At 61.4% G+C, this 12,959-nt stretch carries 11 protein-coding genes; 6 read left to right on the forward strand and 5 right to left on the reverse strand.

Annotated features, from left to right (window positions below; genetic code table 11):
• The first annotated feature begins 31 nt into the window (after positions 1 to 31).
• The 3 genes from CK227_RS20245 to CK227_RS20255 all read left to right on the forward strand — a co-directional run bounded on the left by CK227_RS20245 (position 32) and on the right by CK227_RS20255 (position 3,534).
• Positions 32 to 1,681: an ABC transporter substrate-binding protein gene (locus tag CK227_RS20245; protein ID WP_095770519.1), complete on the forward strand. Its 1,650-nt coding sequence runs from the start codon at positions 32 to 34 to the stop codon at positions 1,679 to 1,681.
• Positions 1,682 to 1,778: 97 nt separating this feature from the next.
• A complete protein-coding gene (locus CK227_RS20250) occupies positions 1,779 to 2,258 on the forward strand; it encodes a DUF3828 domain-containing protein (protein WP_095770518.1) in 480 nt (159 codons plus the stop codon).
• Between the two features lie 292 nt (positions 2,259 to 2,550).
• Entirely contained in the window at positions 2,551 to 3,534 is a 984-nt protein-coding gene (locus tag CK227_RS20255) for a right-handed parallel beta-helix repeat-containing protein (protein WP_179296316.1), read from the forward strand.
• 217 nt (positions 3,535 to 3,751) lie between these two features.
• On the opposite strand, the gene CK227_RS20260 is transcribed toward CK227_RS20255, so the two are convergent.
• Complete coding sequence (locus CK227_RS20260) at positions 3,752 to 5,611, reverse strand: class I SAM-dependent methyltransferase (RefSeq protein ID WP_095804198.1); 1,860 nt, start codon at positions 5,609 to 5,611, stop codon at positions 3,752 to 3,754.
• A gap of 45 nt (positions 5,612 to 5,656) precedes the next feature.
• Between CK227_RS20260 and CK227_RS20265 the strand changes: the two genes are divergently transcribed.
• Positions 5,657 to 6,235, forward strand: coding sequence for a hypothetical protein (locus CK227_RS20265; protein WP_095770516.1), 579 nt, complete (start codon positions 5,657 to 5,659; stop codon positions 6,233 to 6,235).
• A gap of 5 nt (positions 6,236 to 6,240) precedes the next feature.
• On the opposite strand, the gene queF is transcribed toward CK227_RS20265, so the two are convergent.
• Complete coding sequence (queF, locus tag CK227_RS20270; RefSeq protein ID WP_095770908.1) at positions 6,241 to 6,702, reverse strand: preQ(1) synthase; 462 nt, start codon at positions 6,700 to 6,702, stop codon at positions 6,241 to 6,243.
• 135 nt (positions 6,703 to 6,837) lie between these two features.
• Here queF and CK227_RS20275 point away from each other — a divergent pair, with 135 nt between their 5' ends.
• The gene (locus CK227_RS20275; RefSeq protein WP_095770515.1) at positions 6,838 to 8,883 is read left to right on the forward strand and encodes an NADH:flavin oxidoreductase; all 2,046 of its coding nucleotides are present in this window, start codon (positions 6,838 to 6,840) and stop codon (positions 8,881 to 8,883) included.
• A gap of 158 nt (positions 8,884 to 9,041) precedes the next feature.
• Here the strand turns inward: CK227_RS20275 and CK227_RS20280 are convergent, their stop codons facing one another.
• A complete protein-coding gene (locus tag CK227_RS20280; RefSeq protein WP_095770514.1) occupies positions 9,042 to 9,449 on the reverse strand; it encodes a hypothetical protein in 408 nt (135 codons plus the stop codon).
• Between the two features lie 117 nt (positions 9,450 to 9,566).
• On the opposite strand from CK227_RS20280, the gene CK227_RS20285 reads away from it, so the two are divergent.
• A complete protein-coding gene (locus CK227_RS20285; protein WP_095770513.1) occupies positions 9,567 to 9,995 on the forward strand; it encodes a MarR family winged helix-turn-helix transcriptional regulator in 429 nt (142 codons plus the stop codon).
• Between the two features lie 18 nt (positions 9,996 to 10,013).
• Here the strand turns inward: CK227_RS20285 and CK227_RS20290 are convergent, their stop codons facing one another.
• Positions 10,014 to 10,718 carry a polysaccharide deacetylase family protein gene (locus tag CK227_RS20290; RefSeq protein ID WP_245317978.1) on the reverse strand — a complete coding sequence of 235 codons (705 nt, stop codon included), beginning with the start codon at positions 10,716 to 10,718 and terminating at the stop codon, positions 10,014 to 10,016.
• Between the two features lie 104 nt (positions 10,719 to 10,822).
• On the reverse strand, positions 10,823 to 12,892 hold the full coding sequence (locus CK227_RS20295) for an EAL domain-containing protein (protein WP_095770511.1): 2,070 nt from the start codon (positions 12,890 to 12,892) through the stop codon (positions 10,823 to 10,825).
• Positions 12,893 to 12,959 lie beyond the last annotated feature (67 nt).

Below are 12,959 nucleotides of genomic sequence, written 5' to 3' on the forward strand. Positions count from 1 at the left end.
GACCCGACGGGAACCATAAGGGAGGAAGAAAATGACACTTTTCACAAGCAATGGCGATCGCGTCCCCAGCGCTATCGAGGCCATGGCGCAGGAGGCGCGTGCCGGCCGCATGGACCGGCGTGAGTTCCTGGCGCTGGCAAGCGCCTTCGGTGCGTCGACGGCTCTCGCCTATGGCATGATCGGTCTTGCCGTGCCGCGACAGGCCCAGGCCGAGGAGCCGAAGAAGGGCGGCACGCTGCGCGTCTCGATGTCGGTCAAGGCGCAGAAGGACCCGCGCACCTACGACTGGGTGGAACTGGCCAACATTTCGCGCAGCTGGCTGGAGCCGCTGGTGCGCTACACCAGGCAATTCACCTTCGAGCCGGTGCTGCTCGAAAGCTGGGATATCAACGACGACGCCACCGAATATGTCCTGCATGTGCGCAAGGACATCACCTGGAACAATGGCGATGCCTTCAATGCCGATGACGTCGCCCACAATCTGGCGCGCTGGTGCGAGAAAGGCGTCGCCGGCAATTCGATGGCCGCACGCGTCGGCGCGCTGATCGACGCAAAAACCGGCAAGGCGAGGGACGGCGCGATCACCAAGGTCGACGACCACACCGTCAAGCTGAAGCTTAGCGAACCCGACATTTCGCTGATCCCGAACTTCACCGATTATCCCGCGCTCGTCGTCCACCGCAACTTCGATGCCGACGGCGCCGATCCGGTCAAGAAGCCGATCGGCACGGGTCCGTTCGAACTCGTCTCTTACGATGTCGGCCAGAAGGCGGTGGTGAAGCGCCGCGAGAACGGCAAATGGTGGGGTGGCGAGGCGCCTCTCGACGGCGTCGAATTCGTCGACTACGGCACCGACTTCAATGCCACGGTGAACGCTTTCGATTCCGGCGAGATCGACCTCAATTTCGAGAGCCCGGCCGATTTCATCGACATTCTCGACAAGATGGGCCTGCAGAAATCCGAGGTTGCGACGGCAACGACACTGGTTGCCCGCACCAACATCACGCACAAGCCCTATGACGACAAGCGGGTGCGCAACGCTCTGCAGATGGCCGTCGACAACAATGCCGTCTTGCAGCTCGGCTATGCCGGGCGCGGCACGGTCGGCGAGAACCATCATGTCAGCCCGATCCATCCGGAATATTATCCCCTGCCAAAAAAGCAGCGTGACGCCGCCGGTGCCAAGAAACTGATGGCGGAAGCCGGTCAGGCCGACTTCGAGCACGAACTGATCACCATCGAGGACGATTGGCAGAAGAACACCGGCGACGCGATCGCCGGTCAATTGCGCGATGCTGGCATCAAGGTGAAGCGCACGGTGCTGCCGGGGTCGACCTTCTGGAACGACTGGACGAAATATCCTTATTCGATGACCATCTGGTACATGCGTCCGCTCGGCGTTCAGGTGCTGGCGCTGGGTTATCGCAGCGGCGAGGCGTGGAATGAGTCGGCCTATTCCAATCCCGATTTCGACGCCAAGCTCAAACAGGCGCTCTCGCTGATCGACGTCGCCAAGCGCAAGGAGGTGATGAAGGATGTCGAGCAGATCCTGCAGGACTCCGGAGTCATCATCCAGCCGTTCTGGCAGAAGCTCTACAGCCACACCAGCAAGAAGGTGAAGAACTACGGCGTCCACCAGACCTTCGAGATGGACCTCCAGAACGTCTGGCTCGACGGCTGAAAGGAGGCCGGGCAGGGGCTTCATGAGCGGCAAAAAACCCGGTATGCAGGATGCTTGGTGTTGATTGCGTCAAGCCATCAAAAGCCGGAGATTCTGCATGAGACGGACAGTGCTCCTTGCCGCCCTCGCGATAGCCTTACCCGCGGCCGCCTTCGCCGGACCGGCGTCGGACGCCGTGAAGTTCTTCTATGTTCCGGCGGTCAAATTCGAGGCCGATGCACAATATCGGGATCGCTTCACCGCGCCGGTGACGAGACTGTTCGATCTCAACGACCAGGCGACCAGGAAGAATCCCGACCAGGTCGCCTGCATCGACTTCGATCCCGGTCTTGATGCGCAGGATTTCGACCAGAAGACGGTCTCCAAGACCCTGAAATTGTCCGAAACGGTGGATGGCGACACGGCACAAGTGGTGGCAAGCTTCAGGCTGTTTTCGGACGGTGACGATTCGCAACGCGAAATGCGCTGGTCATTGCAGAAGGTCGACGGCAAGTGGAAGGTATCGGACATTGCTTCGAAGACCAGCGACTGGACGCTGAGCCAGCTCGAATGCATGGCGGGCCAAGATCCGGAGTGATGCCATGGGCCTTGGCCGTTCCTGCGGGGGTCGAATCGACGGTTTCGTGTCGCCGCTCGGCATCCCCGGGGCGTGAAGTTTTCTAAATTTCGTGGAACGCCAAGCGCTTCGAATGTAGTGTGAAGGCGATGTAACAATGGCATGATGGCGGTCGTGTAGCTTGGCGGATCGCCACGCGCACGAGAAATTCAAATCAGCAATCCGGTTTTGACGTCACGTTGCTTTTGACGAGGCGAAGCGCTAGACTTCCTCCGCTTGGTTGTGAACGAATCTCTTGTTCCATTTAGGGGGAATGATCATGAAAATTCTGGGCTACCTATTATCTTCGCTGTTTCTCGCCTTGGCGACGGCGGTGATCGCCACGCCGGCTTCCGCTCAAGCGACCCGGACCTGGGTTTCCGGCGTCGGCGACGACGCCAATCCGTGCAGCCGCACGGCGCCTTGCAAGACCTTTGCCGGCGCGATCTCGAAGACGGCCGTCAGCGGGGAGATCAACTGCCTCGATCCCGGTGGCTTCGGTACGGTGACAATCACCAAGTCGATTACGATCGACTGTGTCTATACGGAAGGCGGGGTTCTCTCCGCCGGAACCAATGGTGTCATTGTCAACGCTCCGGCTGGAAGCGTTGTGCATCTCAGGGGGCTGGATATCGATGGCGTAGGCACAGGCCTAAATGGCGTACGCTTCCTTGGTCAGGGCCAACTGCATATCGAGGATTCGATCATCCAGCGGGTCACTGGCCAGGGCGTGGAAGTCGCGCCGAACGGACCCACCGAAATCTATATCAGCAATACCCGGATATCCGAGGCAGCCACGAATGGCATCCTGATCAAGACGACTGGCGCCGTTGGGATAAATGCTGCGTTCACGCGAACGGAGGTCACAAACAACGGCGCCGGTATCACCGTCGATGGCACGGGTGACACCCTGGCCATAAATATGGCGTTGACAGCGAGCCTGGTCAGCGGGAACGGCGGCAACGGCGTGACCGTGAAGACGGTTGCCGCAGCCTCCCAGGTCCGCGCCACGGTAACAAATACGACGGTGTCGTCCAATGCCGGCGTGGGCGTGAATGCCAATGGTGCGGCTGCCAGCGGCGCCGGCAGTTCGATCGTCACTCTTGGCGGATCGACCGTGTTCGCCAACGTGACCGGTGTCGGCTCTAGCGGATCGGGTGTGGTGCAGTCTTTCAAGAACAACATGATTTCCGGAAATGTCTCGGATGGCACGCCGCTGACGGCATTCCCTGGACCTGGAGGCGCACCGCTGCAATAAGCGCTCTGTTGCATGACACACCATTCCACCGGGCAGTGCTCGCTGTCCGGTGGAATGCAGTAAGACCTGAAGACCAAGCTTTCCACGGACTTTGGGCGTGCTTCAGCTAGCCACGCGGTGTCGGTGTTGCATGGCGCCGCGCTGGCAGCCTTCAGGCTGCCTGGCCGCAAGCAACATCTTGAAACCCGATCGATCGCGTTTCGCCGGCGACCGGCAATCAACCCTGAAGCGATTGCAGGATAAATGGAACCATACCGGCGCGCGGCTTTCCCTGATAAAAGCAATGATATGAAGGCCTGAGATAGGGACCGCCAAAGATTGCCTCGTATTCGCTGGCAAAAACCTCCCACCTGTTTTTGCCCGAGGTCGCCACGGAATCATGGACCTGGTGAAACGTCCCCTCGCTGAGCAGGCAAACATTGCGCGCGTCAGGGCGCGTCACGTAGCGACGAAATATCTCGAGATTTGCCAAGCCGCCGCCTGGGGACGTGAAACGTTCGTCGAAGCCGCCATGTCGGTCGAACAATGTGCGGCTTATCGAGAAAGAATTGCTTTCCGTGATGCCGCCGAAGAAACCACTGCTTGAGGAGCCGGCAAATACCGAAATCCCGAACAGCCCGTCCGACTCGTCGGGCCAGCGCACGGCACGGATCAATCCATCTTCGATCTCCGCCCCATATCCTTCCGGCACCGACTGCATCTGCACCTTGGGACCAATGTGCCAGGACAGCGAGAACACAAAGGCATCCTCCATCCTGCCATGAGCTTTTACACTCTCATCGATCAGTCGTTCGGAGAATATGCGGGCACCATCGATGGCAAACAACAAAATCTCCCCCTTGGCGATTTCGCGCGCAGCCCAATTCAGAGCAAACACCGGGGATTGCCTGGGGTCTGGTGCTCTTACGATTTGCGCATTTGGCGGCAGATTTTCGTATGTGAGCCGCGTGCTTGAGCCGTTGTCGACGACGATGACTTCGTATTCATCCGACCTCAGTCCCTTCTGATAGGGAGCGGTCGCGGACAGGATCGTGCGGGGTGCCTCGCGCGCCATCTCGTAGGCACAGATGATGACCGAGAGGCGCGGCCTGCGCTGCGACAATGCTGGCACCACGCGCCGGTCCGATTGCATCGAAGCCTTGGTCGCGCGCTGTGCCGCGATGATCCCAAGATCGTTAGCCAACAGATCCGTGGCACGTGGTTGCATGTGGTCGCGGATGGCTGCGACGGTTGGAAATGACCACTTCCCAGCCAGTATCTCGGCTTCGATGGCGCCATAGTTGGCGGTGAGCATGTCCGACGACGGATCGAGCCGGGTCACCAGGCCGAAACCCTTCATGTCGACATCATAAACCCGAATGTCCAGATCGGGCCGGTAGTGGCGAAGAATAGGTATCAGGCGATAGACATCGCCAGTCCAGATCGTTGTATTGCGTTGCCGTGACGCGTAATCCATGTGCTGCGGCAGCAGGTCATTAATGACAATGACGCTGTCTGGGCTGGCATGCTTCTCCAGATTCATGAAATCGCGCAGTGCGAATTCGACAAGATGCAACCCGTCGATGAACGCCAAATCGATGGGTGCCCCGAGAATTTGCGCCACGTCGTCGCGTGCGAAGAAACTGTCGCTGGTGGTGTTGAACAACCGCGTGGGGGCGGTCAACGCGACCTTGATCTCGTAGTCGGGATCTATGCCTATGGCCGGAACTCTTGACAGAGCCAGGCTATAGCCCAGTCTGCAGCCGATCTCGCAATAGTTGGCCGGCCGAAGCGTTTCATGGGTTAGCCCCAAGGCGTCTAGATAGTTCAAGAGACGGTCTTCCTTGTTGACGGAACCTGCAAGGGTACTGGCACAATATACGCAAACCCGCCAGCCGGACGTGGCTGTAGGTTTCTTGGTGCCGACAGGCATTGGCGTCGTTTGCGTTGCCGATGATCTGCCGATAGTTCCGCTGAAACGATTGTTCTTGAACGGTTGGCGCGGGCAGCCGCGCGAACCGTTCGCCTCGAAGTGCTTGTTGGCTTCCTCAAATTCTGCATCTTTGTGACCAGGTTTCGACGACCAAAGGCTGGACATTCCGCCGGCCTGAACGCATGACCGTTCGAAGCCTGGAGTGATGCGATGGCCCGTCTTATGGCCCTGGTGATCGTGTGCGTTTTGACCTGCGCCGCCGCCGCTCAAGGTCTGTTCGGCTCACCGCCGCCGAACGCGCCGTCCGCCGGCGGCCAGCCTCCAGACAGCACCGCTACGCCTCCTGCCGCAACGCCGGCGCCGCAGGAAAAGCCGGTCGAGTTGCCGCCGGCGGCGCCCGTTCTGCCGGGATCGCCGACGGCAGTGGTGAAGCCCTTTTACGAACATCCCGGGCTGGAACTCGATCCAGCCCAACGCAAGAACTTCATCGATCCAGCGAAAACCGTGCTCGACAAGAGTGACGCGCTGCGCGCTTCGGGTGAGGGCGAATGCCTCGACCCCAACATGGCACTCGACAACGCCGACTACGACAAGCTCGCCGTCGACCGGAGTCTGCGTACGGTCGAGGCCGTCAACGACGACGAGGCCAAGGTGGTCGTCGCGTTCGTTGTCGAAGGTCACCAGCACCGTCTCGAATGGAAGCTCAAGAAGGTAGCCGGTGACTGGAAGATTTCCGATCTTCTGTCGGTGACCGGCGAATGGGCGCTCAGCCAATATCAGTGCGAATGAGGGGCTCAGCCGCGCCCGCGATAGGGGGCGACGCCCGTGTCCGGCAGCCAGGCGCCTTCAGGTGGAGTGCCGGTCTGCCAGAAAACGTCGATCGGAATGCCGCCGCGCGGATACCAATAGCCGCCTATGCGCAACCACAGCGGCTTGGTTGCTGCCACGATGCGGCGGCCGATCATGACGGTACAATCCTCATGGAAGGCACCGTGGTTGCGAAACGAGGTCATGAACAGCTTCAGCGACTTCGATTCCACCAAAGCCGCATCGGGTGCGTAGTCGATGACGATATGGGCGAAATCCGGCTGGCCGGTCACCGGGCACAGCGAGGTGAACTCCGGGCAGGTGAAGCGCACGATCGCCGGCGGGCCGTCGCCGCGCGAAAACGGCACGGTTTCCAGGACCGCTGCTTCGGGGCTCTGTGGCGTCTCGACGTGCGCGCCGAGCTGGGTAAGGGTTTTGGTATCGATCATGGGCGGGGTTCCTTCGAATTTGCCGCTCATTAGCATCGGACCGAAACGTGCGCAGCGGTTTTCAGACGAATCCGATGCTTAAATTAGGAATGCTGCAGCACCTGCTCCAGCGCAATTTGAAACCGCAGGAAGACGATGACCAGCAACGACCCGCTTCTTCAGCCCTACCAGCTCAAGCATTTGACGCTGAAGAACCGGGTGATGTCGACCAGCCACGAGCCGGCCTATTCCGAGGACGGCATGCCGAAACAACGCTATCGGCTCTACCATGCCGAGAAGGCCAGGGGTGGCATGGCGCTGACCATGACCGCCGGCTCGGCGATAGTCTCGCGCGACAGCCCGGCCGCCTTCGGCAATCTGCATGTGTATGATGACCGCATCGTGCCGTGGCTGGCCGAACTCGCCGAGGCCTGCCACGAGCATGACTGCAAGGTGATGATCCAGATCACCCATCTTGGCCGCCGGACCGGCTGGAACAAGGCCGACTGGCTGCCGGTGCTCTCGGCCTCGCCGGTGCGCGAGCCGGCGCACCGCGCTTTCCCAAAAACCATTGAGGACTGGGACATCGAACGCATCGTTGCCGACTATGCGTCGGCCGCGCAGCGCTGTCAGGCAGCCGGCCTCGACGGCATCGAGTTCGAGGCTTACGGCCATTTGATGGATGGCTTCTGGTCGCCGGCCACCAATCATCGCGATGACGAGTATGGCGGCTCGCTCGACAATCGCCTGCGCTTCACCAACATGGTGCTGGATGCGGTGCGCGCGGCGGTCGGCGAAAAGTTCGTCGTCGGCATCCGCATGGTCGCCGACGAGGATTTTCCGCAAGGCCTGTCGAAGGAGGAAGGCGTCGAGATCGCCAGGCGGCTGGCCGGCTCCGGCAAGGTCGATTTCCTCAACATCATCCGCGGTTCGATCGAGAGCGACGCGGCATTGACCAAGGTTATTCCGGTGACCGGCATGCGGTCTTCGCCGCATCTCGATTTTGCCGGCGAGGTGAGGGCGGCGACAAAGTTCCCGACCTTTCATGCGGCGCGCATCTCCGATGTCGCCACCGCGCGCCATGCGATCGCCACCGGCAAGCTCGACATGGTCGGCATGACCCGTGCGCATATTGCCGATCCGCACATCATCAGGAAGGTGATGGAAGGCCGCGAGCACGAGATCCGCCCCTGTGTCGGCGCCACCTATTGTCTGGATCGCATCTATGAAGGCGGCGAGGCGCTCTGCGTTCACAACGCGGCGACCGGCCGCGAGGCCGAGATTCCGCACATCATCGTCAAGACCGAAGGGCCGAAGCGGAAAGTCGTCGTCGTCGGTGCTGGGGCCGGCGGACTGGAGGCGGCGCGTGTCGCAGCCGAGCGCGGCCACCAGGTCACGATCCTGGAGGCATCCTCGCAAGCGGGTGGCCAGGTCCGTCTGGCAACGCAGAATCCGCGCCGCAAGGAGCTGATCGGCATCATCGACTGGCGGCTGGCCGAACTCGATCGGCTCGGCGTCGAGATCCGCTACGACACCTGGGCGGAAAAGGACGATGTTCTGGCACTGGCGCCCGATGTTGTGGTCGTCGCCACCGGCGGCCTGCCGCAGAACCCGCCGTTGACGAGCGGCGACACTCTCGTCACGTCGAGCTGGGACATCATGGCCGGCAGCGTCAAGCCGGCCGAAAACGTTCTGCTCTTTGACGACAATGGCGGCCATCAGGGCATGGGGGCGGCCGAGTTGATCGCCAACAGCGGTGCGAGGCTGGAGCTGGTCTCGCCGGAGCGTTTCTTCGCCCCCGAAATGGGCGGCATGAACCACGTGCCGTATATGCGCGCTTTCCAGGTGAAAGGCGTCACCATCACCATCAACACGCGCCTGCGCTCGGTGCGGCGCGAGGGCAACCAACTGGTCGCCGAACTCGCTTCGGACTTTGCCGACGGCTGGCGCGGGGAACGCAGGGTCGACCAGGTGGTGGTCGAGCATGGCACGGCGCCGCTCGACGATCTTTACCTCAGCCTGAAGCCGCTTTCGAAGAATGGCGGCGCGATCGACTATGAACGTCTGGTCGCCGGCGGCGACATTTTCCCGGCACGCAACCCCGAAGCAGGCTTCGTGCTGTTGCGCATCGGCGATGCGGTCGCTTCGCGTAACATTCACGCCGCCATCTATGACGGCATCAGGTTCGGCTTGCGGTTCTGATGCAAGGCCCGCTCGGGCTGGCGCAATTTGTGGTGTTGGTGGCGCGCGGTCGGACCTGCATACGAGAGCCCATGTAGGCCGGCCTGGCCGCGCGCCCGCACGTCACTGGCTCATCGCCGGATAACGTGCGATCAGTGAACTGGGGATGCGGACGGTGCTCAGACCATCCTGGCGATCGCCATGCACAGCACCGTGACCACCAGCAGCCACGCAGCGATGCGTTCGCCCAGGGCCATTCTGGCCCGCAGTTGCGTTTCGATTTCCGCATTGGCGCCGGCAAGCCGCCGGCTGGGCGCCCTGACCATGGCGCCGAGCACGCCGGCGGCGGCGAAAGCGGCCAGGATACCCAGCGCCAGCACCATTTCCATCGAGCCGAAATAAGCGCCATGGAAGAAATACCACAGCAGCGCCCCGGTCAGGAAAACCATGCCGGCCGCGCCCATCTGCGGCTGGATGAAGCGTTCCGCCTTGATCTCTGGATCGCGGGCAAGCGTGATGGTGGTGCCGGCCCAGAACACCCCTGCCATGACGTGAAGACCGATGACGACGATGTAGACATATTGCATGACGGCTCTCCTCTCATCTGTGGGGGGTATCTAACAATTAGATATCTAACAGTTAGATGTCAATGTATAAAGCGGGAGTCAGTTCCATCTGGGAAAAACCCCGTCTAGTGTCCGGCAATGACGCCCTTTGAACGCCCGCCAATCGGCATGAACCTCGGCCGCACCGCCAAACTTGTCGCCCAGGCCTTCGACGCCGCTTTGGTCGAAGCGGGCGGCACCTTGCCGGTCTGGCTCACGCTGCTGTCGGTCAAGTCGAGCGCGCTCGCCAATCAGCGCGAACTTGCCGGCATGATCGGCATCCAGGGGGCGACGCTGACCCACCACCTCAATGCGATGGAAGCGCAGGGCCTGCTGACGCGCCGCCGCGATCCCGTCAACCGCCGGGTCCATCTGGTCGAACTGACGGAAGCGGGAGAAGCGCTGTTCGAGACGTTGCGGCAGGCCGCGCTTGCCTTCGACAGGCGGCTTCGCACAGGGCTGCCCGACGAGCGCCTGGCGGAGTTTGCGCAGGTACTGGCGGCGCTACGCGACAATGTCGAAAGCTAGGAATACCGAACCATCGGCTCAGTTGTCATAATTCGGGATCGCTCCGAAGGCGTAATGGCGCAGCTTCAGCGCGGTGACCAGGTCGGTAAGCTTCGTCTTGCCGTCAAAGCCGTCCTGGAACATCTCGTCATGCATCAAGAGGATCAGCCTGCCGGGCTTGTCGAAGTGGCCATAGCCGAACAGATGATCGATCTCGCTGACCAGATGATCGACGCTCTGCACCGGCTCGCCGTTGTCCTTGTGCACCCATTCATGATCCCAGCCATACAGATAGAAGCCGGAAGCGGCGACGAACTCGTAGTCGGGGTCCTCGCGGCCGGCTTGCGCGGGTCCGAGCGAGTTGTCGTCCTTTGACATAGAGGGCAGCCGGAACACATCGCGCCCCGGCAGTCGTGCATGCACCGCAGGCTTCAGGCCCAGCACGGCATTCGCCATGAGCATGTCTGCAACCACCCCTTCCGTATCGCCATAGAAGTGCCGGTAGTGATTATAGGCGTGGCTGTAGCTGTGGTTGCCGATCGTCACCAGCGGCATCGCCTTGGCGCGCCGCACCAGCGCCTTGGTGGACGCACTGGCCTCGGCATGCATGCCGACCATGAACAGTGTTGCCGGAACCTGCTGTGCCTGCAGCACGTCGAGGATGTTGCTGGTGCCGTTCAGCGGGCCGTCGTCGAAGGTGAGATAGATGATGCGGTCCGCCCCATGGGCCGGCAGCGCGGACATCAGAATGGCCGCCAGGACAAACCGAAAGAATGTCATAAGCTCCAGCGATCCGGTTGCACTTGCCGCAGGCCGCCATTTCGGCGGCTGATTGTCAAGGCGGGCAGTTACGCCAGGCTGCCCTGCAAGACCCGCAGTTTGGCCTTCTTCGGCATGCGGGCGGTCAGCCATTCCAGCGCCTTGTCCTGCGGCATCGGAAAGGCGATGGAATAGCCCTGTACCTGGTCGCAGCCGATCGCCATCAGCGAGTCGAGTTCGGCCTCGGTTTCAGCACCCTCGGCGACGATGGAGATGCCCAGCCCCCGGGCAAGCTCGGTGATGGCGCGCACGATCTTCGAGTTGTCGCCATTCTCATGGATATTCTGGACGAAGCGGCGATCGATCTTGAGCCGGTCGATCTCATTGGGATTGACGTGGCTGAGCGACGCATAGCCGGTGCCGAAATCATCGAGTTCCAGGTGGACGCCGGCTGCCCTGATGTGACGCAGTTTCGCCGCGATGCCTGTCTTCTCATCGTCGAGAATGACGGATTCGACGATTTCCAGCGACAGTTTCTGCGGCGGCAGTCCGGCCTTTTCCAGCGTCTCGAACAGAAACGCATCGAAATCGTGCTCGCGCAGCTCGGTGCCCGAGACATTGACGGCAAGCCGTCCGAAGGCAATCCCGGCGCGGTTCCATTCGGCGGCTTCGTTGATCGCCTTGCTGATGACGATGCGGCCGATCTCCGGCATGAAGCCGCATTTCTCGGCGACCGGAATGAATTCGCCCGGCGAGATCATGCCGCGCTCGTGATGGTTCCATCGCACCAGGGCCTCGATGCCGCTGATCGTGCCGTCGGTCAAGGAAACCTGCGGCTGGAAATAAACCTGGAATGCCCGCTCGGAGATGGCGACCTTGATGTCGTGTTCGAGCTGCTTGCGGTAGTCGAGCTCGCGGCGCAACTCCTCCGAGAAGAACGAGAAGTTGCCGCCGCCCATTTTCTTGGCGGAGTATAGCGCCAGATCGGCATGGACGAGCAGGTCCTGCGCGTTGTCGGCGTCGATCGGATAGACGGCGATGCCGCCGCTGGCGCCCGGAAGGATGGTGGTGCCCTGGAAGACGATCGGTTCGTTGATATGCGCCAGGATGCGCCGCGCTAGCATGTTGATGTCCTCGGTGCTGCCCGCTCCGTTGAGGATCATCACGAATTCGTCACCACCGAGCCGCGCGCACAGATCCGACGCCCGGCAGGAATCGCGCATGCGCTGGGCTGTGACGACCAGGACATAGTCGCCGGCGGCGTGGCCGAGCGTATCGTTGATCTGCTTGAAGCGGTCGAGGTCGAGCTGGACCACCGCCAGCCGTTCGCGCCGGCGGTGCGCGCCCTTGATCAGCGTGTCGAAATGATCGGTCAGGAAGGTGCGGTTGTGCAGGCCGGTCAGGCCGTCATGGACCGCGATGAAGGCCATCGAATTGCGCGCATCGACCAGTTCACGTGTCTTGCGCAGGATCGCGTTGGACATCGGCCTGAAGATGAACAGCGCCACCAGCAGGATGACGCCGAGGGTGGCGTAGAACAATGTGCGGTGGAGCGCGAGCAGCTTTTCGGAGCGCTCGTCGGCATCGGCGCTGATGCGCTGTCCGAGCGCGGCATAGCCCGACAAGGTGGCGTTGGCGACCGAGGCATCGAGGTTGACGCGTTCTGCGCTGCCTTTGTAGCCGTCATTGTCGAGATTGAGTTGCGATTCAAGGGCTGAGATCAGGCGGTCGCCATTGGCGATCAGCCCGACCGAGAAATAATCGAGATGGAAGGGTTTGGCGAAAAGCACGCTCTCGATCGACTTCGCATCGAACTTGGCCGGCGATTGCGGATCCGCACCGGTCTGCTCGAGCAGCAGATCGTAATTGGTCTCGAACTCGGCGGTGGCCTGCTTCAGTGCGCTGACCAATGCCGGCCGCTTGTCGCGCGAGGCGGCACCGGTTGCACCGGCCAGGAAGACGATGCGCTGCGACAAGGTCTTCTGCGTGCCGACAATGTCGAGCAAGGTGTTGTTGTGCTGCTGCGTGGCCATCGTCTGCTGCAGCAAGACGAAGGACGCCGCCACCATGGCCGCAATGATCAGCAGCGCCAGCCAATAGCCCGCCTTGATCAGCAATATGAGCTTGCCTGAAACGGTTTGCACCGGCTGCTGCGACATGTTCGGGGGCGGCCCTTTTGCCAACGGATTCCTGTATGACCACCATTGAGCCGCAAACGTTAACAGG

This window comes from Mesorhizobium sp. WSM4308, assembly GCF_002294905.1.
Lineage (GTDB): Bacteria > Pseudomonadota > Alphaproteobacteria > Rhizobiales > Rhizobiaceae > Mesorhizobium.